At 72.7% G+C, this 22,937-nt stretch carries 20 protein-coding genes; 4 read left to right on the forward strand and 16 right to left on the reverse strand.

The annotated features are described in order from the left end of the window. The first annotated feature begins 166 nt into the window (after positions 1 to 166). Entirely contained in the window at positions 167 to 1,285 is a 1,119-nt protein-coding gene (locus ACFO9I_RS06260) for a 5-methyltetrahydropteroyltriglutamate--homocysteine S-methyltransferase (RefSeq protein ID WP_379178889.1), read from the forward strand. A gap of 36 nt (positions 1,286 to 1,321) precedes the next feature. On the opposite strand, the gene ACFO9I_RS06265 is transcribed toward ACFO9I_RS06260, so the two are convergent. The 8 genes from ACFO9I_RS06265 to ACFO9I_RS06300 form a co-directional block, all read right to left on the reverse strand. Then, positions 1,322 to 2,017 (reverse strand): hypothetical protein, encoded by a 696-nt coding sequence (locus ACFO9I_RS06265; protein ID WP_379178890.1) that lies wholly within the window; start codon positions 2,015 to 2,017, stop codon positions 1,322 to 1,324. 64 nt (positions 2,018 to 2,081) lie between these two features. Continuing rightward, positions 2,082 to 2,816 carry an SDR family oxidoreductase gene (locus ACFO9I_RS06270; RefSeq protein WP_379178892.1) on the reverse strand — a complete coding sequence of 245 codons (735 nt, stop codon included), beginning with the start codon at positions 2,814 to 2,816 and terminating at the stop codon, positions 2,082 to 2,084. Between the two features lie 64 nt (positions 2,817 to 2,880). Next, positions 2,881 to 3,405 (reverse strand): flavodoxin domain-containing protein, encoded by a 525-nt coding sequence (locus ACFO9I_RS06275; RefSeq protein ID WP_379178894.1) that lies wholly within the window; start codon positions 3,403 to 3,405, stop codon positions 2,881 to 2,883. 81 nt (positions 3,406 to 3,486) lie between these two features. Further along, complete coding sequence (locus ACFO9I_RS06280; RefSeq protein WP_379178896.1) at positions 3,487 to 5,469, reverse strand: hydantoinase B/oxoprolinase family protein; 1,983 nt, start codon at positions 5,467 to 5,469, stop codon at positions 3,487 to 3,489. Continuing rightward, on the reverse strand, positions 5,469 to 7,577 hold the full coding sequence (locus tag ACFO9I_RS06285) for a hydantoinase/oxoprolinase family protein (RefSeq protein WP_379178898.1): 2,109 nt from the start codon (positions 7,575 to 7,577) through the stop codon (positions 5,469 to 5,471). Before ACFO9I_RS06285 ends, ACFO9I_RS06280 begins: the two co-directional genes overlap by 1 nt. A gap of 125 nt (positions 7,578 to 7,702) precedes the next feature. Next, entirely contained in the window at positions 7,703 to 8,290 is a 588-nt protein-coding gene (locus tag ACFO9I_RS06290) for a GNAT family N-acetyltransferase (RefSeq protein WP_379178900.1), read from the reverse strand. A 65-nt stretch (positions 8,291 to 8,355) separates the two neighbouring features. Next, positions 8,356 to 9,024 carry a lysophospholipid acyltransferase family protein gene (locus ACFO9I_RS06295; RefSeq protein WP_379178902.1) on the reverse strand — a complete coding sequence of 223 codons (669 nt, stop codon included), beginning with the start codon at positions 9,022 to 9,024 and terminating at the stop codon, positions 8,356 to 8,358. A gap of 404 nt (positions 9,025 to 9,428) precedes the next feature. Beyond that, positions 9,429 to 11,018, reverse strand: coding sequence for a SpoIIE family protein phosphatase (locus tag ACFO9I_RS06300; RefSeq protein ID WP_379178903.1), 1,590 nt, complete (start codon positions 11,016 to 11,018; stop codon positions 9,429 to 9,431). A 71-nt stretch (positions 11,019 to 11,089) separates the two neighbouring features. Here ACFO9I_RS06300 and ACFO9I_RS06305 point away from each other — a divergent pair, with 71 nt between their 5' ends. Further along, a complete protein-coding gene (locus ACFO9I_RS06305; RefSeq protein ID WP_379178905.1) occupies positions 11,090 to 11,338 on the forward strand; it encodes a DUF2630 family protein in 249 nt (82 codons plus the stop codon). Positions 11,339 to 11,344: 6 nt separating this feature from the next. Here ACFO9I_RS06305 and ACFO9I_RS06310 read toward each other — a convergent pair whose 3' ends face one another. The 8 genes from ACFO9I_RS06310 to ACFO9I_RS06345 all read right to left on the reverse strand — a co-directional run bounded on the left by ACFO9I_RS06310 (position 11,345) and on the right by ACFO9I_RS06345 (position 20,570). Then, positions 11,345 to 11,737 (reverse strand): RidA family protein, encoded by a 393-nt coding sequence (locus tag ACFO9I_RS06310; protein ID WP_379178907.1) that lies wholly within the window; start codon positions 11,735 to 11,737, stop codon positions 11,345 to 11,347. 20 nt (positions 11,738 to 11,757) lie between these two features. Continuing rightward, positions 11,758 to 13,146 carry an amidase gene (locus ACFO9I_RS06315; RefSeq protein ID WP_379178909.1) on the reverse strand — a complete coding sequence of 463 codons (1,389 nt, stop codon included), beginning with the start codon at positions 13,144 to 13,146 and terminating at the stop codon, positions 11,758 to 11,760. Between the two features lie 100 nt (positions 13,147 to 13,246). After that, positions 13,247 to 13,891 (reverse strand): SRPBCC family protein, encoded by a 645-nt coding sequence (locus ACFO9I_RS06320; RefSeq protein ID WP_379178911.1) that lies wholly within the window; start codon positions 13,889 to 13,891, stop codon positions 13,247 to 13,249. A gap of 46 nt (positions 13,892 to 13,937) precedes the next feature. After that, positions 13,938 to 16,316 (reverse strand): aerobic carbon-monoxide dehydrogenase large subunit, encoded by a 2,379-nt coding sequence (cutA, locus tag ACFO9I_RS06325; protein WP_379178913.1) that lies wholly within the window; start codon positions 16,314 to 16,316, stop codon positions 13,938 to 13,940. Continuing rightward, complete coding sequence (locus ACFO9I_RS06330) at positions 16,313 to 16,813, reverse strand: (2Fe-2S)-binding protein (RefSeq protein WP_379178915.1); 501 nt, start codon at positions 16,811 to 16,813, stop codon at positions 16,313 to 16,315. Before ACFO9I_RS06330 ends, cutA begins: the two co-directional genes overlap by 4 nt. Beyond that, the gene (locus ACFO9I_RS06335) at positions 16,810 to 17,634 is read right to left on the reverse strand and encodes an FAD binding domain-containing protein (protein ID WP_379178917.1); all 825 of its coding nucleotides are present in this window, start codon (positions 17,632 to 17,634) and stop codon (positions 16,810 to 16,812) included. Before ACFO9I_RS06335 ends, ACFO9I_RS06330 begins: the two co-directional genes overlap by 4 nt. Before the next feature lie 6 nt (positions 17,635 to 17,640). Further along, a complete protein-coding gene (locus ACFO9I_RS06340; RefSeq protein WP_379178919.1) occupies positions 17,641 to 19,116 on the reverse strand; it encodes a uracil-xanthine permease family protein in 1,476 nt (491 codons plus the stop codon). Between the two features lie 161 nt (positions 19,117 to 19,277). Then, positions 19,278 to 20,570 carry a PucR family transcriptional regulator gene (locus ACFO9I_RS06345; RefSeq protein ID WP_379178921.1) on the reverse strand — a complete coding sequence of 431 codons (1,293 nt, stop codon included), beginning with the start codon at positions 20,568 to 20,570 and terminating at the stop codon, positions 19,278 to 19,280. A gap of 79 nt (positions 20,571 to 20,649) precedes the next feature. On the opposite strand from ACFO9I_RS06345, the gene ACFO9I_RS06350 reads away from it, so the two are divergent. Together ACFO9I_RS06350 and ACFO9I_RS06355 are read left to right on the forward strand one after the other, a co-directional pair. Beyond that, positions 20,650 to 21,450 (forward strand): DUF2877 domain-containing protein, encoded by an 801-nt coding sequence (locus ACFO9I_RS06350; RefSeq protein WP_379178922.1) that lies wholly within the window; start codon positions 20,650 to 20,652, stop codon positions 21,448 to 21,450. After that, entirely contained in the window at positions 21,447 to 22,931 is a 1,485-nt protein-coding gene (locus ACFO9I_RS06355; protein ID WP_379178924.1) for an FdrA family protein, read from the forward strand. Before ACFO9I_RS06350 ends, ACFO9I_RS06355 begins: the two co-directional genes overlap by 4 nt. Positions 22,932 to 22,937: the final 6 nt, after the last annotated feature.

Genomic DNA, 22,937 nt, shown 5'->3' on the forward strand with positions numbered 1-22,937 from the left:
GGGGTGCACGGCCGTTCCCCGGCAGCATCCTCTCGCCGGCACGTCTCGGCAAGCACTCCTCCCCCACGTGGGACGTCCGCCGGCGGCAGGCCCGGACCGCAGGGTGGCTCTGGGGCGGCGTGCCATGGTGGACGTGACCACGCCGTTCCGCTCGAGGAGGAAGCCCGTGCTCCGTGACACCCCGCCGTTCCGCGCCGACCACGTCGGCAGCCTGCTGCGCCCCCCGACGCTGCTGCAGGCCCGCGAGGACCACGCCGCCGGCCGGCTCGACGACGCCGGGCTGAGGGAGGCCGAGGACCGGGCGGTCACCGAGGCCGTGGCCCTGCAGCGCGAGGCCGGCCTGCGCTCGGCCACCGACGGTGAGCTCCGCCGGGGGTCCTGGCACATGGACTTCATCTACCGCCTCGACGGCATCAGCAAGGCCCACGACAACCTGGCGGTGCACTTCAAGAACGCCTCGGGCGAGATCGACTTCACCCCGGCGGCGCTGCGGGTCGACGGGAAGATCGGTCTGTCGGAGACGATCTTCGGCGACGACTTCGCGTTCCTCCGCGACCGGGTGGGCGAGGGGGTCACGCCGAAGCTGACCATCCCCTCGCCGAGCATGGTCCACTACCGCGGCGGCGCCGCGTCGATCGACCCGGACGTGTACGCCGACGTCGAGGACTTCTGGGCCGACCTGACCGCGGCGTACCGCGAGCAGGTGCGCCGCGTGCACGAGCTCGGCTGCACCTACCTGCAGCTCGACGACACCTCCCTGGCCTACCTCAACGACCCCGAGCAGCGGCGGGCGATGGCCGACCGCGGCGAGGACTCCGAGCACCTGCACGAGGCCTACATCCGTCACCTCAACGAGGCGCTGGCCGGTCGCCCGGAGGGGCTGCGGGTGACCACCCACATGTGCCGGGGCAACTTCCGGGACTCGTGGGTGGCCGAGGGCGGCTACGACTTCGTGGCCGAGGCGCTGTTCAACGAGCTGGAGGTGGACGGCTTCTTCCTGGAGTACGACGACGAGCGCTCGGGCGGCTTCGAGCCGCTGCGGCACGTCCCGGCCGACAAGGTCGTGGTGCTCGGCCTGGTGACCACCAAGCACGGGGAGCTGGAGTCGAAGGACACCCTCCGCGCGCGCCTCGACGAGGCCTCGAGGTTCATCGACCTCGACCAGGTCTGCATCTCGCCCCAGTGCGGGTTCTCCTCGACGGTCGAGGGCAACTCGCTCAGCGTCGACCAGGAGAAGGCGAAGCTGGCGCTGCTCGTGGAGCTCGCGGACGAGGTCTGGGGCTGAGCGCCGGGTCAGGTCGCGGGGGTCAGGTCGCGGGCGTCACAACCCCTGCGGGCGCCGCGTGCCGGGCGGTGGGTCGTCCTCGTCGAAGCGCGGGTCGGCGAGGAAGTACTGCGTGACCTTGCCCGGCGCCTTGTGGGGCGGCCGCACCGGCTCCGGCACCATCCGGCCCTCCGCGGCGTCCCAGAAGGAGTCGACCGCGTGCATGATCCGGCGCGCCACCGCACCGGGCACGCCGGTGTGCGGGGCGTAGGGGTGCGGTCGGCTCGGCGACCTGGTCTCCGCCCGGTGCAGCCGGTCGGCGAGCGTCTCGAGGGTGACCGGCTGCACGTGGACGGCCAGCAGCTCACCGAGCGCGAACTCGTGGCGCCGGTGCTCCGCGAGCGCCGCCCCGACGTCCGACCAGACCGCGTTCCACGGCCGGGCGGCGTCGAAGACCGAGCCGTACTCCCGGGCCTTGACGTGGGCCAGCGCCAGCTCGAGGGCCTTCACGCTGTGCAGGTAGTCGTGCACCACGTGCGCACCGTCGGGGACCTGCCGGCGGACGGTCGGCAGCAGCACGGCGTCGACCGCGTTGAGGTGCTTGCTCGCCACGGCCAGGAACGTGTCGATGTGCTCGTAGCCCTTGCGCGGCTGGCCGGGGGTGTAGAGCATCGCGCTCGCCCGGTCGAACCGGGCCGCGAGGTTCTCGTGGGTGAACAGGATGGAGCTGCGCAGGACGTCGAGCGTGTCCATGGATCTCACCTCGATCGGCCCACCGCGCACGTGGGCGGGCCCTTCCTCCATTGAACGCCGCTGGTCAGGCCCCCACAAGGACGCGAGGCGCCCGGTCGAGCAGGAAGCGCATGGGCCGGGTGCCGACCGGCAGGCCGTACCGGTCGTAGTAGGCGAACATCTGCTGCAGCCAGTCCCTGACCCGCGGCTCGAGCGCCCGGCCCTCGGTCGCCGCCCAGACCTCGGGCGAGACCTGCTCGACGGTCGAGCCGAGCGAGGTGACCAGCTCGCCGGCGGTCGCGGCGAACGACGCCAGCTCGTAGGTCGCCCCGTCGTGACCGTCCTCCACCAGCACCCGGGCCGCCACGTCCGCCACGTCGTCGAGGTCGGCGAACCCGAACGGCGCCGACGCCCGGTAGGCGAGCCGCACGGTCGCGTCGGCCGGGAAGTTCTGCACGTAGGCGCCGGGCTGCAGGATCGTCCAGCCCAGTCCGGAGCGGCGCACGACGTCCTCGGCGGCGGCCTTGCCGACGTGGTGCGGCATCGCCGGCACGTAGGGCGAGGCCACCGAGTGCAGGACGACCCGGGAGACCCCGGACCGGCGCGCGGCGTCCACCACGCGCTCGACGTACGCCGCCTCGTCGTGGTGCATGTTGGGCGCGATGACGTACGCCGCCGCGCAGCCGTCGAGGGCGCCGGCGAGGTCGATCCACGCGGCCCGACCGAGCGGGACCGCCTCGGCCGCGCGGGCGGTCAGCGCGGTGACCACGGCTCGACCTGTCTTGCCGGTCCCACCCACCACTGCGACACGCTCGCTCATCGCGTCCAACACTCCCAGACCTCCGCTCCTCCGGCCACGCCGGTCCGGTCCGGGGAGCAGTGGCTCAGGCCTGCTGCAGCTCCCGACCGATGTCCTGCGCCCAGCCGTCGATGTCCGCCCAGTCGCGGAAGTCCCCGGTGGGCAGCAGCTTCTTGCCCGCCGGCAGCTTGGTCATCAGCCCCTCCGGGCCGGTGAGCGCCTCGGGGTCGAGCGCGCCGAAGAACACCCGGTGCCCGCGGGCGTGCAGGCTCTCCACCAGGCCGGCGACGTCCTTCGGGGTCGCGGCCTCACGCAGGTCGTGCCCCTGCCCGTCCTCGGTCTCGGTGCCCAGCGGTCCGCTGCTGAACAGCCAGACCGGGTGCGTGTCGAGCTCGTCGTGGTGGCTCTTGACGAACTTCCTCGCCTCCTTGCGCCAGTGGCCGGCGTACGCCGCGCTGCCGACGACGTACGCGTCGTACCCCGCCGGTTCGGCCTCCCGGACCTCCCGGACGTCGACGTCGAGCCCGGACCGGCCGAGGCTCTCCCCGATCCGCTCGGCGATCCCCTCCGTGGCGCCGTGCTTGGTGGCGTAGGCGACCAGTACTCGCATGTCACTACCTCCTGACGCCAGCGTGGGACGGCAGGAGGTCCCGGCTCCAGAGGCGCAGGTCCTCCGGAGCCGGGACGGCGCTCAGAGCCAGTCGACGTCCGCGGCGGCGGCGCCGGCCGCGAGGTGGGCGTAGCCCGGGCCGCGGTCGAAGAAGGCCTCGGTCGGCTCGGGCCGCGAGGCACGCTCGGCCTGCGTGGCCGCGGCGTCGTGGCCGAGCGAGTCGTCCTCGAGCGAGCCGGTGAGCACCACGCCGTAGTCGGCGAGCGCGGCCTCCGGGGAGACCTTGCGCCAGAGCACGTCGCGGACCACGAGCTCGGGGTCGCGCTCGAGCGGGTTGCCCCAGCCGCCGCCGCCGGTGGTGCGGATCCGCACCACCTCGCCGGCCTTGATCGGCTCGGCGTCGGCGAGGGCGTCGACCTCGCGCTCGTCGGGGCCGCCCGGGTCGATCGTGACCTGGAACGGCTTGCCGGCCAGGCCGCCCTTGACGCCCCAGCAGGCCAGGATCGACCGGTCGGCGATCGACATGAAGTGGGCGTCCTTGAGCATCCGGATGTGCTTCTCGTAGCCCAGGCCGCCGCGGAACTGGCCGGCCCCGCCGGAGTCCACCGCCAGCGACAGCGACTCGACCCGGAACGGGAAGCGCGCCTCGGTGAACTCCGTGGGGAGGTTCCGCGAGTCGGGGACGACGTGGATGGTGTCCTCGCCGTCGGCGTAGTAGCGGCCGCCCGAGCCGCCACCCAGCACCTCGCGCATCAGGTAGGGACGCCCCTCGAGGTCCTCGCCGTACACGCCGGTGTAGCGGATCGTCTCCTGGTCGGCGGGCATCCGTCCGTCGACGGCCTTCGCGACGACGCCCGCGAGGACGCCGAGCAGGCGCAGGATCACGAACGTGCGGGCGTTGGTCGGCGCCGGGAAGACCGGCGTGAGCAGCGTGCCCGGCGGCGGGAACCGCATCTCGATCAGCGGCACGATCCCCTCGTTGACGTCGAGCTCGGCCATCCGCTCGGGGGTGTCGGCGAGGTTGCGCAGGATCGGCGCGAGCCACTTCTTGAGGAACACGCCGTCGCTGTAGTCGCCGCAGTGGTTGATCGGCCCCTTGGCCTGCGGCGAGGTCCCGCCGAAGTCGAGGATCAGCCGCTCACCCTCGGGGTCGTCGGCGGCAGTGCGGGTCAGCGTGATCCGCTGCGTGTGCAGCATCGGCTCGTCGACGCCGTCGTGCTCGGCGTAGTCCTCCCACACCCACTCCCCGACCGGGATCTTGGAGAGGATCTCGCGACGGTACGTCGTGGTGGTGCGCTCGATGATCGCGTCGAAGCAGGACTCGACGGTCTCGATGCCGTAGCGGTCGAAGAGCTCGCCGAGCCGGCGGGCTCCCATCAGGCACGCCGAGCACTCGGCGTCGAGGTCGGCGGCCAGCGACTCCGGCATCCGGGAGTTGCGGGTCATGATCGACAGCGCGGCCCGGTTGGGGACGCCGGCGTCCCACAGCCGGATCGGGGGGACCATCAGGCCCTCCTCGAAGACGCTGGTCGCGTTGGAGGGCATCGAGCCCGGGACCGCGCCGCCGATGTCGTCGTGGTGCCCGAAGGCCTGGACGAACGCCACGACACGTCGCTCACCCTCGGGGCCGGCGAAGACCGGCACCGTGACGCACAGGTCGGGCAGGTGCCCGATGCCGCCCTCGGACTGGTAGACGTCGTTGTGGAAGAAGACGTCCCCCTCCCGCATCTCCTCGATCGGGAAGTCGCGGGCGACCGGGTGCACCAGGGCGCTGTAGGAGCGGCCGGTGAGCTTGCGCAGCAGCCGGTCGTGGATGCCGGCCCGGAAGTCGTGGGCGTCGCGGATCATCGGGCTGCGGCTGGTGCGGCCGATGGCGGTCTCGACCTCCATCTCGACGCTGGCCAGGGAGCCCTGGACGATCTCGACCAGCACCGGATCGGCGCTCGCGCCGGCGTCGGCGGTCAGGTGGCCGAAGGGGAACTGCGTGGGCGCGCGCCGGCTGGCGGTGTCCGCCTCCGTGGCGGAGGGGGGCGTGACGACGACGCCCGTGGAGCTGGTGCACATCAGATGCTCTCCTCGGCGGTGCGGGTGACGATGATGTTGAGGAACTCGTCGATGCGGGCGGTGAAGCCCGGGTGCAGCGGCACCGTCGACCCGAACTCCTCGATGATGGCCGGGCCGTCGACGACCGTGCCCGGAGCGAGGTCGGCACGCCAGAGCACGGGCGTGTCGACGTACCCCTCGGCGGCGTCGAAGCAGACCTCGCGGCGGCCCTTCTCGGCCGGCGCGGTGCCGTCGCCCAGCGGGACGCGCTGGATCTCCGGACGCTGGATCGGGCCGATGCCCGAGACCCGCAGGTTGACCCACTCGACCTGCTGGGCGGGGTCGCCCGCGAAGTCGTAGCCGTAGAGCGCGGTGTGCTCGGCGTGGAAGCGTCGCGCGACCTCGTCGAGCGCCGCCTGGTCGACCGGCCCGTCCGGGACGGCCACGCGCACCTCGAAGGCCTGCCCGAAGTAGCGCAGGTCGGCGGTGCGGATGAAGGAGTGCTGCTCCTCGGGGAACCCCTCCTTGGTCAGCGCCTCGGCGGCCTGCGCGGTCAGCGCGTCGAGGACCCCGCCGACCGTGGCCGGGTCGAGGGCGTCGGCCAGCGAGACGTGGGTCTGCACGTAGTCGTTCTTGACGTCGACGGTGAGCAGGCCGAAGGCGGAGACGTTGCCCGGGTTCGGCGGCACCAGCACGGTGGGCAGCCCGAGCACGTCCACGAGCCGGCACAGCAGCAGCGAGCCGGAGCCACCGAAGGTGGTCAGCGCGAAGTCGCGCACGTCGAGACCGCGCTTGACCGTCACCTGGCGCAGCGCGTTGGCCTGGTTCCAGGCGGAGATCTCGAGGATGCCGGTGGCGCAGGCCTCGGGGGTCAGCCCGAGCTTCGAGGCGAGCTGCTCGATGCCGTCGCGGGCCGCCTGCACGTCGAGCGGGATCTCGCCGCCGAGCAGGTGCGGAGGGATGCGGCCGAGGAAGACGTGGGCGTCGGTGATGGTGACCTCGGTGCCGCCCTTGCCGTAGCAGAGCGGGCCGGGGTCGGCGCCGGCCGACTGCGGGCCGACCTTGAGGGTGCCCTCGGGCGAGAGCCAGGCGATCGAACCGCCCCCGGCACCGACGGTCACGACGTCGATCATCGGGATCTTGGACGGGAACGCCCCGACCGAGCCCTCGGTGGTCAGCGTCGGGTCGCCGTCGATGACGACCGAGACGTCGGTGGACGTGCCACCGCCGTCGCTGGTCAGCACCTTGTCGTAGCCCGCGACCTTGGCGATCAGCGCGGCGCCCAGGGCACCGGCGGCGGGGCCGGAGAGGACGGTGGTGATCGGCTGGTGCACGACCTCGTCGGCGGAGAGGACGCCGCCGTTGGACTTCATGACGTAGAAGGGCACCTTCCGCTCGCCGGCGTAGTCGGCGAGGCGGGCCTTGATGTTGTTGACGTACGCCGAGAGCCGCGGCTTCACGGCGGCGTCGACCAGCGTGGTCATCGCCCGCTCGTACTCGCGGTACTCGCGCAGCACCTCGCTGGAGAGCGAGACGACGGCGTCGGGGTGCTCCTCGGCGAGCACGGCGCGCATCCGCTCCTCGTGCTCGGGGTTGGCGTAGGCGTGCAGGAAGCAGACGCCGAGGGTGTTGATGCCCTGGTCGCGGAACCAGCGGGCCACCGCCCGGGCGCCCTCCTCGTCGAAGGGGCGGACCTCCGCGCCGGTGAAGTCGAGCCGGCCGCCCACGCCCTTGACGAGGTGGCGGGGCACGATCCGCTCGGGCTTCACCCAGAAGTAGGAGTTGCCGTAGCCGTCGGGCACCGACTGGCGGGCGATCTCGAGCATCGCCTCGTAGCCCTCGGTGGTCACGAAGCCGAGCCGGTCGACCTTGCCCTCGAGCAGCTGGTTGGTGGCGACCGTGGTGCCGTGGCTGACGGCGCTGATCGCGTCACCGTGGCCGGTCGGCAGCCCCATCAGGCCGAGCACCTTGTCGATGCCGGCCATGAAGCCGTCGGCGGGGTTGCTCGGGGTGGAGGGGGTCTTGGTCGTGACGAGCTCGCCGGAGTCCTCGTCGAAGGCGACCACGTCGGTGAACGTGCCGCCGGTGTCGATGCCGATCCGGATCCGTCGCGGGGTGGGAGGTGCCATGGCTCGATTCAATCGCTCCCACGGTCTTACGGACCACGGCAGAATCTGCCGACGGAACGCCCATCCGACGGCAATCTCTGCCATCGTCCTCGCACGCGGTCGAGGCGACGCGACGGAGCGGTGGCTCAGCGGGTCTGGTGCGGCACGGGCGAGGGCTGCCACTCCCGCCGGACCAGCCCGAAGACCCACGAGTCCGAGACCTCGCCGTCCACGACGCAGTCCTCCCGCAACGTCCCCTCACGCACGAACCCGAGCTTCTCCAGCACGCGGGCGGAGGCGACGTTCCGCGTGTCGGTCTCGGCCTGGACGCGGTTGAGGTCCAGCGTGTCGAACGCCCACCCCAGCAGGACGCGCGCAGCCTCCGTCGCGTAGCCGTGGCCCCACGCCGCATCGCCGTAGCAGTAGCCCAGCGACGCGCTGCGGTGGACCGGGTTCCACCCGGTCAGGCTGCACCAGCCGATGAACGCGCCGTCGGAGACGCGATCCACGGCCAGCCGCGCCCCCACGCCCTCGTCCGCCATCTGCCGGCACGCCGCGACGAACCGCTGCGCGCGGGCGCGCTCGCTCCACGGCGGCGAGTCCCAGTAGCGCAGCACGTGGGCGCTGCTGTGCAGGGCGAAGAGGTCGTCCGCGTCGGTGTCGTCGAAGGGACGCAGGCGGAGCCGAGTGGTGTGCAGCGTGGGAGTGGACAGGCTCGGGGAGGGCAACGACATGCGCGCCATGCTCCCCGCGCGGCCCGCGCCCGATCAACAGATATCCGGCACCGCCCCGACACGGATCAGGTGTCGGCGGGTCGCTCGTTGTAGATGCCGGCCTCTTCCTGGCCGGACAGCTTCTGGATGGCGGTCATGATCTCGTCGGTGACCTCGCGGCGGGCACGGCCGAGCGGCACGCCGTCGTACCTGCCGACGACGTCGATCGGCTCCCCGAACTGCACGGTGATCGGGACGACCCTCGGCCTGTTGGAGCCGACCGGCTGGAGCCTCTCGGTGCCGGTCAGCCCGACGGGTACGACGGGGACGCCGGCGGTGAGCGCGAGGTGCGCGACACCGGTGCGACCGCGGTAGAGCCGGCCGTCGCGGGAGCGGGTGCCCTCGGGGTAGATGCCGAACGCCTCTCCCCTGCCCAGCACCTCCAGGGCCGTGTCGAGGCTGGCGATGGCGGCCTTGCTGTCGTCCCGGTCGACCGGCAGCATGCCGAGCCCCTCGAACCACAGCCGCGAGAGCGTGCCCTTGACCCCGCGGCCTGTGAAGTAGTCGGACTTGGCCAGGAAGACCACCTTGCGCGGTACCACGCAGGGGATCACGACCGAGTCGGCGAAGCTGAGGTGGTTGCTCGCCAGGATCACCCCGCCGGTCGGCGGCACGTTCTCCAGCCCGATGACGGTCGGTCGCCAGACCGCCCTCGCCACCGGCGGGACCACCCGGTGCAGCACGCCGTAGATCATGCGGCCATTCTCGCCCACCCAGCGGTGCACGCCGTACGACGTCCACCTCCTGCGGCGCGTCGGCACCCCGGACGCCCGCACCCGGGCAGTGCGAGGGGCCCTTGAGAGTATGAGTCGCAAGGGCCCCTCTGGTGACCGGTCAGGTGACGCTCCCGGTCGGTGGTTCTTCGGCTGCGGCTCCGCTGATCCCGTCACCCGATCCTCGCGACGTCTCACCCGTCGAGTGAGCCCTCGCCTCCCGAACCATCGCGCTCTCCCGAAGGAAGTGGCGCACCTCCATGGTGTGCCGCCGCCCCCGACGGCTGACAGGGACCAACGTCCCGGCGCGGGTCGCCGACCGACCCGGGGCACCCCCCTCGATCAGGGGATGGCCGGCGAGGAGCCCGTGCCGGGAGGGCGCCGGATCAGCCCGAGGCGCGCATGACGAGCAGGGCGACGTCGTCCTCGGAGCGGCCCGAGAGCTGGCCGAGCAGCCGGTCGCACAGCTCGTCGGCGGTCAGCCCGTGCTGTCCCTCGACCGCGCTCACCAGCCACGCCAGGCCGGCGTCGATGGCGGCGCCGCGGCGCTCGACGAGGCCGTCGGTGTAGATCACCAGGCTCGATCCCGGCTCGAGGTCCAGGGTGTGGTCGGTCCGCGCGGCGTCGACGTTGAGCCCGAGCAGCAGGTCCGGGTCGGTCTCGAGGAGGCGCGCGGTCCCGTCGGCGGACAGCAGCACCGGCGGCGGGTGCCCGGCGTTGCTCCAGCGCAGCGAGAGCCGGCTCCCGCCGGGGCCGCCGCCGGGTTCGAGCTGGGCGAGGACCGCGGTGGCGACCACGTTGACGTCGAGCCCGTGCATCGCGTGGTCGAGCCCCGAGAGGACCGAGGCCGGCGACTCGGGGCGCGAGTAGGCGACGCCGCGGACCAGGTTGCGGATCTGCCCCATGGAGGCCGCCGCGTGCTCGTCGTGCCCGGCCACGTCGCCGACCACGAGCGCGAGCCTGCCGTCGGGCAGCCGGAACGCGTCGTACCAGTCCCCGCCCACCTGGGCGACCTCCGCGGCGGGCTGGTACCGCACCGCCAGGTCGAGCCCGCCGATGCTGGCGGGGCGGGCGAGCAGGCTGCGCTGCAGCGCCTCGGACCAGGTGCGCTCGGCCTCCCGGATCAGGACCCGCTCCAGGGCCTGGGTGAGCGCTGCGGCCACCAGGCGCAGGAAGTCGAGGTAGTCGCCGTCGCGCGGCAGCCGGGGGCTGAGCTGCACGACCAGGAGTGCGTCGAGCCCGGAGTCCTCGTCGGCGAGCGGCAGCCAGGCCACGAGGCCGTCGTCGGTCGACTCGAGGGAGAGGTCGCCCTCGAGCGGCGCGACCGGCTCGTCGGGCAGCCCGGCGCCCCTGTCCGGATCCGGCACGCCGGCCACCCGGACGTCCACCGCCGACCAGTCCGCGACGTTCTGCCGGAGCACCGACAGCGCCCGACCGGGCACGTCCTCGACCCGCTCCACCGAGGCGAGCTCGTCGCCGAGCCGGGTCAGGAGCTGCAGCCGGCGACCGATCACCATCTGCGCCGTCGTCTCGGTCGCGATGTCGATGATGCCCTCGACCGTGCCGTCCTCCCCCGTCACCGGGGAGTAGGAGTAGGTGAAGTAGCAGTCCTCGAGGTAGCCGTTGCGGCTCAGCGGCAGGTAGGTGTTCTCGTGCCAGGTGGCACCGCCGCCGTCGCGCACCCCCTGCATGAGCGGACCGATCACGTCCCACGCCTCGGGGAAGATCTCCTGCGCGGGGCGGCCGAGCGCTGCCGGGTGCTTGTCCGCGATCATCTCGACGTAGGCCTCGTTGTAGACGAGGACGAACTCCGGGCCCCAGAGCAGGGTGACCGGGAACCGGGTGTTCAGCGCGACGTCGACGGAGTTGCGCAGGGCCGGGCTCCAGTCCTCGACCGGACCCAGGGACGTGGCGGCCCAGTCGACGTTCGCGTAGGCGTCGCGCAGGGTTCCTGCGTCGTCGAAGGGGCCGGGCACCGCCGCAGCATTCCACGTCCCCGGTCGCTTCGTGGCTTCCTGGGCAAACCGTGCGGTGCGACACTCGGACCATGGCCGAGGACGACGTCATCCTGCACCGCATCCACGCACTGATCGACGAGGAGCACCGGTTGCGTCAGTCGCTGGCCGACGGCGACATCACGCCGACCGAGGAGCACGCGCGGCTCAAGCGGCTCGAGGTCGAGCTGGACCAGTGCTGGGACCTGCTCCGGCAGCGCCGAGCCCGGCGGGAGTACGGCCGCAACCCCGACGGCGCCGAGGTGCGCCCCGAGGGGACCGTCGAGGGCTACCTCGAGTGAGGCGGGTCAGCTGACCGCGACCGCCTCCACCTCGACCAGCTGGTCCTCGTAGCCCAGCAGCGGGACGGCCAGCAGGGTGCTCGGCGCCGCGTGGTCGCCGAACGCCGCCCGGACGACCTCCCACACGGCGACCAGGTCCTCGCGCCGGGTGGTGGCGACGTAGACCGTGGACTTGGCCACGTCCTCGAGACGAGCGTCGGCAGCCGCGAGGGCGGTGGTCAGGTTGTCCATCACCCGTCGCGCCTGGCCGACGTAGTCCCCCACCGGCCCGATCCGCCCCTCGTCGTCCAGCGGGCAGGCCCCGGCGGTGAAGACCAGGGCACCGCCGGAGACGCGCGCGGCGTAGGCGTACGGCGCGCGGTCGGACAGGGCAGGGGTGCGAACGAGCTCGAGGGTCATGCTCCGACCGTAGACCGGTCTCAGGCGACCGCGGCCTCGAACGCCGCCGCCACCTCCAGCAGCCGCCACTCGGCGCCGTGGGGAGCCACGACCTGGATGCCGACCGGCAGCCCGTCGCGGGTGCGGCCCGCGGGCACGGAGATCGCCGGGCACCCGGTGACGGTGATGAAGTACGCCGAGCGCATCCAGTCCAGGTAGGTCTCCATCGGCCGGCCGTTGACGGCCGAGGGGAACTCCTGGTCGGCCGGGAACGGCGGGACCTGCGAGACCGGCAGCACCAGCACGTCGTACGACGCGAAGAACTCGCGCATCGTCTCCGACAGGGTGGTGCGCTGGGCGTAGGCGCGGGCCACGTCGGCCCCCGTCAGCGACTCCCCGGCCCGGATGTTGTCGGCCAATGACTGCTTGAACGCCTCCGGGTGGTCGGCCAGCATCCGGCCGAACTTCGCCTGGAAGTGCCAGGCGCGCAGCGTGCGGAACGTGTCGTCGGCGAGGGACAGGTCGGGGTGGGCGTCGGCCACGGAGGCACCGGCGCCGGCGAAGACCGAGGCCGAGCCGGAGACGACCCCTGCCACCTCCTCGTCGACCTCGAAGGCACCACCGAGGTCGACCGACAGGGCCACGCGCAGCCCCGAGAGCGATCCCGGTCCGAGCCCGGCGAACATCGAGCCCGGGTCACCCAGCGCCTGCGGCACCCGCGGGTCCGGACCGGCCATCACCGAGAGCAGCAGCGCCAGGTCCCCCACGTTCCTCGCCATCGGGCCGCCCACCGACGTGGTCTCCCACTGGTTCCAGCTCGGCCACTCCGGGACGCGGCCCAGGGACGGACGCAGCCCCACCACGCCGCAGAACGAGGCCGGGTTGCGCAGCGAGCCGCCCATGTCCGAGCCGTCGGCCAGCGGCACCATGCCGGCCGCCAGCGCACACGCCGCTCCCCCGCTCGACCCGCCCGCGGACCGGGACGGGTCGACCGGGTTCAGCGTGGTGCCGAAGACGGTGTTGAAGGTGTGCGAGCCCGCGGCGAACTCGGGCACGTTGGTCTTGCCGATCGTCACCACGCCGGCCCGGCGGACCCGCTCGACGATCAGCTCGTCGGTCTCCGGCACGTGGTCGGCGTACAGCGGTGAGCCGTAGGTCGTGCGCCAGCCCGCCACCGCGTGGGTGTCCTTGAACGCGAACGGCAGTCCGTGCAGCGGACCGGTCGCGGCGCCGGAGGCCAGCGTCTCGTCGGCCGCGGCGGCACCCTCCCGCGCCCGCCCCTCGTCGAGGGACACGATCGCGTTCAGCTCCGGGTTGCGCTCGGCGATGCGCTCGAGGTGGAGGTCGAGGAGCTCGCGCGCCGAGATCGCGCCGGAGCGTACGGCGGCCGCCTGCTCGCGCGCCGTGGACTCGACGGTCAGGTCGCCCATGGGCCCGACTTCTCAGCCAGTTCCTGATGTTCCGGGGTGTTGCAACGGCTGAGAACGTCAGGAATCACCGGTCCACCGGTGATTCCTGCAGCCACCCCCCTCACCGCCGCCGCCCGAAGATCCCGCCGACCACGACGCCGGCGAGAACGAGGCCGGCGCCGACCAGGATGCCCTTGAGGAAGTCGTCCTGGCCGCCGAGGGCGCTCGGCTTCGGGGGCGCCACGAAGACTCCCGGCTGGGCCTCGACCGGGGCGCCGACCGCGGCGGCCGCCTCGGCGACGCCGACGGGCGCAGGAGCCGGGGCGGCACCGGAGAGCACGGCGTCGACGTTGCCGAAGAACTCCCCGGCCATCCGGCGCGAGACGCTGGTCAACATCCGCTGGCCGACCCCGCCGACCATGCCGCCGACGACCGCGTCGGCGTCGTAGGTGATGGTGGTGGTGCCGTCCCCGCCGTCCTTGAAGCCGACGTTGACGTCGGCGCCGATGGTGCCCGGCGCGCCCGCGCCCTGGAGCTTCATCACCAGCGACGAGTGCGGCTCGAGGTCGGACAGCTCGCAGGAGCCGGCGTAGGTGCCCTTGATCGCCGCGACCCCGGCGGTCACGGTCATCGCGTAGGCGTTCTCGCCGGTCGCCTCGAGGCGCTCGCAGCCGGGGATGGTGCGCACCAGCACCGACGGGTCGAGCAGCGCCGCCCAGACCTGGTCGACAGGGGCGTTGAGGGTGGCGTCTCCGGTGAACTTCATGGGGTCTCCTGCACTGTCCGGGTCGACGAGGTCGACCCGCGGGGGGTCAGCGGTGGGTCTGGCGGAGCTCGAAGAGCTCGGACGGCGAGATGGGCATGGCGGTGATCGGGAAGCCCTCGGCGTCCTCGATCGCGGCGGCGAGGACGGCCGAGGTGGGGATGACCCCGGCCTCGCCCGCGCCCTTGATGCCGAGCGGGTTGAGGGGGGACGGCGTCTCGAGGTGGTCGATCTCGATCGAGTCGGGCACCTCGGTGACGTAGGGCATCAGGAAGTCCATGAACGAGGCGTTGAGCAGCTGTCCGGACTCGTCGTAGGCCATCCGCTCGTAGAGCGCGCCGCCGATGCCCTGCGCGACGCCGCCGTGGATCTGGCCCTCGACGATCATCGGGTTGATCAGGTGGCCGCAGTCGTGCACGACGGCGTACTTGAGGATCCGGATCTCGGCGGTCAGCGGGTCGGTCTCGACGATCGCGGCGTGCATGCCGGAGGCGAACGTCGCGCGCTCGGGCGAGTAGAAGTCCTTGCCCTCCAGCCCGGGCTCCTCGTCCTCGGCGACCGGCGGCTTGCCGGGGTCGCCGACCGAGAACTGGGTGGCGGCCTTCGACGCCTCGTCGAACGCGTAGCGCAGCGGGTTCGACAGCACCGACACGGTGCCGAGGTCGATCGCGGTGCCGGGCGAGCCCTTGACCGAGACCACCCCGTCGACGATCTGCAGGTCGGACTCGTCGGCCTCGAGGGCGTCGGCGGCGATCTTGAGGACCTTCTCCTTGGCCCGCTTGGCCGCGAGGTGGATCGCCGAGCCGCTCATCACCGCGGCGCGGGAGGCGAAGGTGCCGACGGCGTACGGCATCCGCCGGGTGTCGCCGGTGACCACCTCGACGTCCTCGAACCTGACCCCGAGCTCGTCGGCGACGAGCTGGGCGAAGACCGTCGCGTGCCCCTGGCCCTGGGTGGTCAGGCCGGTCGCGACCTTGACCTTGCCGGAGGTCTCGATGTGGACGTGGGCGCCTTCGTAGGGGCCGACGCCGGTGCCCTCGACGTAGCAGGCCAGCCCGATGCCGACCTTGCGGCCGGTCGCGGCCATCGACTTCTGGAACGTCGGGAAGTCGTCCCACCCGATCAGCTCCTTGAGCTTCTCCAGCGACGCCGGGTAGTCGCCGGAGTCGTACTCCAGCTCGCGGCCGTCCTGGAACACCAGCCCCTGGTCGTAGGGGAACTCGTCGGGCTGGATGAAGTTCGCGGCGCGCACCTCGGTGCGGTCCTTGCCGAGGTACGCAGCGATCGCGTCCATGGTCCGCTCCATGACGTAGCAGCCCTGCGGTCGCCCGGCGCCGCGGTAGGGCGTGACCATCACGGTGTTGGTGTAGAGCGACTCGAAGACGACCCGGTAGCTCTGCGGCTTGTAGGGGCCGAGCAGCTGGGTCGAGGTGATGATCGGGACGATCAGGCCGTAGGGCGAGTACGCGCCGTGGTCGTGCCAGAACTCGACGTCCAGCCCGAGCAGGCGGCCCTCGTCGTCGAACCCGACCGAGACGTGGTGGACCTGGCCGCGCTCGTGCGCGGAGGAGATGAAGTGCTCCCGACGGTCCTCGGTGAACTTCACCGTCCGCCCCAGGGCGCGGGCCGCCATCGGCACCAGCAGCTCCTCGGGCCACGGGTGGTTGATCTTCACCCCGAAGCCACCGCCCACGTCGGGGGTGATCACGTCGACCTGGCCCAGGTCGAGCTCGAGCTTGACCGCCACCGCGGCGCGCACACCGGTCGAGGTCTGGGTGGACGTCCACACCTGCATCCGGTTGATGTCGGCGTCCCAGCGCGCGACGGTGCCGCGGCCCTCCATCGGCATGCAGGCGCTGCGCTCGATGGTGAGGTCGAGCTCGAGGCGGTGCGGGGCCTTCGCGATCGCGGCCGGCGCGTCGCCGACGTTCTGCTCGAGGCGGGCGCCGACGTTGCCGGGCACGTCCTCGTGCACCAGGTGCGTGGCCGCGCGGGCCTTGTCGATGCCGACGACGGCGGGCAGGAACTCGTAGGAGACCTTGATCCGCGACACCGCGTCCTCGGCGACGTAACGGTCGTCGGCGACCACGAAGGCGATGGCCTCGCCGACGTAGTTCACCTCGTCCTTCGCCAGCGCGTACTGCGTGCGGCCGTGGGTGAGCGCCGGGTGCGGGATCAGCAGCGGCAGCGGCTCGGCCATCGGGCCGGTGAGGTCGTCGTAGGTCCAGACCGCGTGCACGCCGTCGAGGTCGAGGACCTCGTCGACGTCGATGTCGGTGATCCGGGCGTGTGCGTGCGGGCTGCGCAGCACGGCGGCGTGCAGGGTGTCCGGGGAGACGGCCACGTCGTCGACGTACCGGCCCAGGCCGCGCAGGAACCGCTGGTCCTCGACCCGCTGGACGGGCGTGCCCATCAGCTTCGTGGTCATGCGGGCTCCCCCGGGGTGGACGCGGTCAGCTCGGCGGCGCGCTCGACCGCCTTGACGATGTTCTGGTAGCCGGTGCAGCGGCACAGGTTGCCGGCGATCATGTCGCGGCACTGCTCGCGCGTGGGCGTGGGATTCTCCTTCAGCCCGGCGGTGATGGTCGTCAGGAAGCCGGGCGTGCAGAAGCCGCACTGCAGGCCGTGGCACTCGGCGAACGCCTGCTGGACCGGCCCGAGCGAGCCGTCCTCCTCGGTGAGCCCCTCCACGGTGGTGATCTCGGCGTCCACGGCGGAGACGGCGAACATCAGGCAGGAGCGCATCGGCCGACCGTCGACGAGGACCGTGCAGGCCCCGCAGACGCCGTGCTCGCAGCCGACGTGGGTGCCGGTCAGGCCGAGGTCGTGGCGCAGCGCGTCGGAGAGCAGCCGCCGGGCCGGCACCTCCACGTCGTGGGCCACCCCGTTCACGGTCAGGCGGACGTCGTGCAACTGTTCGGTCATCGGCGTTCCTTCGCGTCGTCGTGGGCCGCGCGGACGACCCGTTCGGTCAGCACGCGGACCAGCTGGGCGCGGTACGCCGCGGTCGCGTGGATGTCGTCGGCGGGCTCGAGGTGCGCCAGCGCGGCCTCGGCCACCTGGTCGAGCGGCACGCCGCTGAGGTCCACCACGGTGGGGACGTCGGCGACGGACACGAAGCCGCAGCGCACCGAGTCGCCGTCGACGAGGGCGGCCACACCGGCGAGGGCGTAGTCGCCGTGCCGGCGGGCGATCTCCTCGAAGGCGACGCCGGCGCCGGCCGGCGGCGCCGGGAAGAAGGCGGACACCGCGATCTCGTCGTGGTGCAGGGCCGACTCGAGCGGTCCGAGATAGAGGTCCGTGGCCGCGATGGTGCGGCGGCCGGCGGTCGACTCGACGTCGACCGAGCCGCCGAGCAGGCTCAGGACCACCGGCATCTCGGCCGCGGCGTCGGCGTGCACGATCGAGCCGACCGTGGTCCCGCGGTTGCGGATGGTCGCGTGGGCGACGTGCTCGAGCGCCATCGCCAGCAGCGGCTGGACCCGGCGGGCCTCGACGGAGGCCAGCACGTCGGCGTGCCGGGCGAGGGCGCCCACGTGCACGCCCTCGTCCGACACCCGGACGTCGGCCAGGCCCGGGAGCCCGTTGATGTCGACGAGCAGCGACGGAGCCGCCAGCCGCATCGACAGCAACGGGACCAGGCTCTGGCCTCCGGCCAGCACCTTGGCGTTCGGTTCGCCGGCCAGCGTCTGCAGCGCCTCGGCGAGCGTCTGCGGTCGGCGGTAGTCGAACGGTGCTGGCTTCACTGCTTCTCAGTCCTTGAGCTCGTGGTGCGGGTGGTGGTGGGGCGCGGCGTGGTCCTCGGCGTGGGCGCCCTTCATGCCCACGGCCAGCATGGTGCCGTCGAGGTCCTTGGGGGCGACGACCCGGGCGAGGTGGTAGCCGAGCACGACCACGAGGGTGCCGAGGGCGATGCCGCTGAGCACGAAGTTGTCGCTGAACTTCAGCTCGGCGTTGCCGATGGCCAGGATGATGCCCGCCGCCAGCGGGACCAGGTTGACCGGCTTGGAGAAGTCGACGCCGTTCTCCTTCCAGATCTTCGCACCGAGCAGGCCGATCATGCCGTAGAGCACGAGCGTGATGCCCCCGAGCACGGCCGGGGGCGTCTGGTTGACGATCGCGCCGAACTTCGGCACCAGGCCGAGCAGCACCGCGACGATCGCGGCCACGAAGTACGCCGCGGTCGAGTAGACCCGGGTCGCGGCCATGACGCCGATGTTCTCGGCGTACGTCGTGGTGGGCGAGCCACCGACCGAGGAGGCGATCATCGTGCCGACGCCGTCGGCGGCGACCGCGCGGCCCATGTACGGGTCGAGGTCGGTCTTGGTCATCTCGGCGACGGCCTTGACGTGGCCGACGTTCTCGGCGACCAGCGCGATGACCGCCGGCAGGACCAGCAGGGTGAAGGTGATCGAGAAGCTCGGCAGGTGCCAGCCGACCTCGGCCAGGTTGCCGGCCTGCGTCTGGTTGCCGACGAGACCGTCGACGGTGTGCGTGGGGAAGCCGAACCAGTCGGCGTCCTTGACCGCGGTCCAGTCCACGCGCCAGTGCGGGCCGGGGTCGGCGCTGGCGGGCGTCGGCAGCGAGGTCTTGCCGAAGATCTGGTCGAACAGCCACGACACGATGTAGCCGAAGATCAGGCCCAGGAAGATCGCGATCCGGCCCAGGAAGCCCTTGAAGCCGACCGCCATCAGGATGACCGCGGTCATGGTGATCATCGCGACCCACGGGTCGGCGGGCATGTAGGTCTGGGTCGCCACCGGCGCCAGGTTGAATCCGATCAGCATGACCACCGCGCCGGTGACGACCGGCGGCAGCACCGCGTTGACGACGTTCGAGCCGAAGACGTGGATCACGACGCCGATCAGGGCCAGCACCAGGCCGGCCACCAGGATCGCGCCCGTCACGTCGACCGGGCCACCGGGGCCGCCGTCACCGTTGTAGGTGTAGATCGCGGTGGCACCACCCACGAACGACGCGGAGGTACCGAGGTAGCTGGGCACCTTGCCGCCGACGATCAGCAGGAAGCAGATCGTCGCGACACCGCTCATCATGATCGCCAGGTTGGCGTTGAGACCCATCACGATGGGGAACACGAACGTCGCACCGAACATCGCGACGACGTGCTGGGCCCCCAGGCCCACCGTCTTGCCCCAACTGAGGCGTTGGTTCGGCGCTACGGCCTCACCTGGTCCGGGATTGACTACATCCCACTTGAACATCGACATCTGGCAAGGCCCTTTCGCTGGTGTGACCGGCCCCGAGTAACCACAAACTAGTGATCTCCATGACACACCTACGACGGCGACAAATGCCGAAGGAACACCGATCCGGCTGGCACCTGTTGTGGGCGCGCCGGGCTCTCCGCGCTCCGGTCACACGCCCGTGATCACCCCGTGATCTCCAGGACCCGCAGGGCCACGGCGACGTCGAGCCGCAGGTGCGGGTCGGTGGACAGCGGGCCCAGCAGCCGCTCGAGCTTCGAGACCCGGTAGCGCATCGTGTTGTAGTGGAAGAACTGCAGGCGGGCCGCCTCGGCCACGTTGAAGTTGGTGTCCAGCAGCACCTGCAGCGTCTCCCTCAGGTCCGCGGCCTCGGTCGTCGCCTCGGACAGCGGACCGAGCACGTCGCGGACGAACGAGCGCAGCTCGGCGGTGTCGGGCACCAGCGCGATCAGCCGGTGCAGGCCGAGCTGGTCGAAGAACGTCGTCGACCCGCCCCCGGAGACCCTCCGGCCGACCTCGACGGCCCGGCGGGCCTGGGCGTAGGCCTCGGGCAGCTCGTCGAGGGTGTGCGCCACCCGGCTGACCCCCACCGAGAACGGCCGGCGGCCGCCGCCCTTGTCCCCGGAGACCGCGGTGACCGCGCGGCGTACGACGCCGTGGCCGGCCACCGGCTCGACGTCGCCCTCCGCGAGCGGGAGCAGCGTGACCACCTCCGAGGAGAAGTCCACGCTCGGGATCCCCGGGTCGATGGTCCGGCTGACCTGGCGCCAGGCCGCCGAGAAGCGCTCCTGCCACTGGCGCCGCTGCTCGCGCGACGGCGGCGGCTCCTCGGGTGCGACCGGGTCGATCTCGGCGGCCACCACGACCACCGGGCGGCGCAGGTCCCAGCCGAAGGTGTCGGCGTGCTCGGCGACGGCCTCGGTGTCGGAGGTGCGCCGGAGCAGCAGGTCGCGCAGGAAGTCGCCCTGGTACTTGTTCTCGACGGCGGTGACCGCCTCCTCGCGGGTGATCAGCAGCGCCGCCACCGCCGCGGCCCGCTCGAGCGCGTGCACGTCGTCGGAGGAGATCTTTCCCTCGGTGCGCAGGCAGACCAGGCGGGCGAGGTCGACGCCGCCCGCCGCCACCCGCAGGCCCCGGACCTCGCCCTCGCCGACCGGCGCCGTCTCACCGATCCGCTCGATCCGGACCCGGCCGGTGGGGTCGAGCAGGCCGTGCCGCTGCAGGGCCTCCCGGTCCGCGGGCTCGAGCGCCGCGGACCGCTCGCGACCGTCGCTGGAGCTGAACAGCACGCCCACGCCGAGGACCCGGGCGACCTCGGCCGCGATCCCGTCGAGGTTGCCGCCCTCCAGCACGATCTGGGTCAACCCCGTGTGCAGCGCGTCCACCCGCGCCAGGGCCGCCGCCGCGCGGTCCCGCCCCGACCCGATCCCCCCTGACTGCTCACCGGTGGTTATCAACGTTTGCACTCCCCTTGCCGGATCGTTGGCACAACCTCACATCGGCAAACGGTAACCGCGACGACTAGCGTCGTTCGACGTGACCTCAGGCTCCGTCGCGGCCAGCGCCCCACCCCGTGTGCTGGAGCGGCTGCGCCAGGCGCCGGACGGTCCGCGCGCCGTGCTCCACCGGGGGCGGCACGCGGTCTACCTCGACCTCGACGGCTGGTGTCTGGGGGTCGTCGGGAGCGCCGCCACCCAGGTCCCGTGCGCGCTGCGGCTGGGGACCGAGGACCTCGCCGCGCTCGAGGGCAGCTCGGCGCACGTCGAGGGCGGGGTCCTCCACCTCGACGCCACGCCGGTGACCGTGGGTCGGGTCGTGGGCACGCAGGTGCCCCGCTTCGAGCCCGCGGACGTCCAGCGGCGCTCGGCCGGGAACGGCGAGGCGACCTCGACCACCGCTCCTGCGGCACCGCCGGCCGCGGTGCTCGAGTTCGTCGAGTCGGTCGGTCTGGTGCGCAGCCCGGCCCGGGCCCTCGACCCCGCCGACGTCGCCCGGCTCGTGGGCCGCGGCGACGGGCTGACCCCGCTCGGTGACGACGTGCTGTGCGGCTGGCTGGCCCTGCACCGCGCCGCCGGACGCGCCACCCTCGTCGTGGACGCCGCCGTCCGCTCGCTGCTCCCTCGCACCACGCTGCTGTCCGCGACGCTGCTCGACTGCGCGCTGCACGGCGAGGTGCTCCCCGAGTTCGCGGCGTACGTCGCCGCCCTCGGCACCCCCGACGTTGCCCACCGGGCCGCGGCCCTCGCCGCGGTCGGGCACACCTCCGGCGCCGGACTCCTGTACGGCGCCCTCCTGGCCCTGGCCGAGCTCCACCACACGAACGGAGTCGCTGCATGACCGACCTGACCCACGTCGAGCTGCGAGCCGGCGCCTACGCCGACTCGGTGACGCTGCTGCAGGTGAGCCGCACCGTGCAGGGCGTCGACGGCGTCGCCGCCGCCCAGGTGGCGATGGCCACCCCGCTCAACGTCGACGTCCTCACCCAGATGGGCTTCGAGGTGCCCGCCGGCGCCGGGCCCAACGACATGGTCGTGGCGCTCCGCCTCGACGACCCGGAGGCCCTCGAGCGGGCGCTCGCCGGGGTCGACCTCGCCCTGCGCGAGGCCAGCCGCCGCGACAGCGGACCCAGCGAGGTGGCCCCGCCCCGCACGACGGCGGCCGCGCTGACCCGCTCCCCCGACGCGGTGACGCTGGTGTCCGTGCCGGGTGCCAACGCGTTCGTCGAGGCGATGGACGCGCTCGACGCGGACCGCGACGTGATGATCTTCAGCGACAACGTGCCGCTGGACCAGGAGCTCGCGCTCAAGCGCACCGCCACCGAGCGCGGCCTGCTCGTGATGGGTCCCGACTGCGGCACGGCCGTGGTCGGAGGCCTGGGCCTGGGCTTCGCCAACACCGTGGCGCCCGGACCGGTCGGCATCGTCGCCGCGTCCGGCACCGGCTGCCAGCAGCTGCTCGCGCTGCTCGACCACGCGGGCGTCGGGGTCACCTCCGCGCTCGGCGTCGGCGGCCGCGACCTGTCCGCCGACGTGCGGGGCCTCTCGACCCGGGAGGCGATGCGCCGGCTCGACGCCGACCCGGCCGTCGAGCTCGTCGTGGTGGTGTCCAAGCCCCCGGCCGAGGATGTCGCCCTCGAGGTCCGCCAGTACGCCGACACCCTGGGCACGCCCGTGGAGCTCGCGCTCCTCGGCGCCGGGCAGCCCGACATCACCGCGGCCGCCGAGCAGGTGCTGCGGCGGCTGGGCCACGACGTACCGTCCTGGCCGGTGCACGGACGGGCGGCCCCCGCCACGAGCGGCACCGCCCTGGCGGGCCTGTTCGTGGGCGGCACGCTCTGCGACGAGGCCATGCTGATCGCCGCCGGCGACCTCGGCCCGGTGCACAGCAACATCCCGCTCTCCCCCGACCTCGCGCTCGGCCCCGACCTGGTCGCCCCTGCCGACGGCGCGGGCCACACCATGGTCGACTTCGGCGACGACGCCCTCACCGCCGGGCGCGCGCACCCGATGATCGACCCGACGCTGCGCCTGGACCACCTCGCCCGCGTCGCCGCCGACGAGCGCACCGCCGTGGTCCTCATGGACGTCGTGCTGGGCCACGGCTCCGAGCCCGACCCCGCCGCCCTGCTGGCCCCGGCGATCGCCGCGGTGGCCCAGCCGGTGGTCGTCGCGGTGGTCGGCACCGGCGCCGACCCCCAGGGCCTCGACCGCCAGGTCCGCGCGCTCGTGGACGCGGGCGCCGAGGTCCACCTGTCCAACGCCGCCGCCACCCGGCGCGCGATCGAGCTCCTCCCCCAGACCGGAAAGGGCCAGCGATGACCTCAG

Origin of the sequence: Nocardioides sp. GCM10023255, assembly GCF_042653125.1 — a bacterium.
Taxonomy (GTDB): Bacteria; Actinomycetota; Actinomycetes; order Propionibacteriales; family Nocardioidaceae; genus Nocardioides.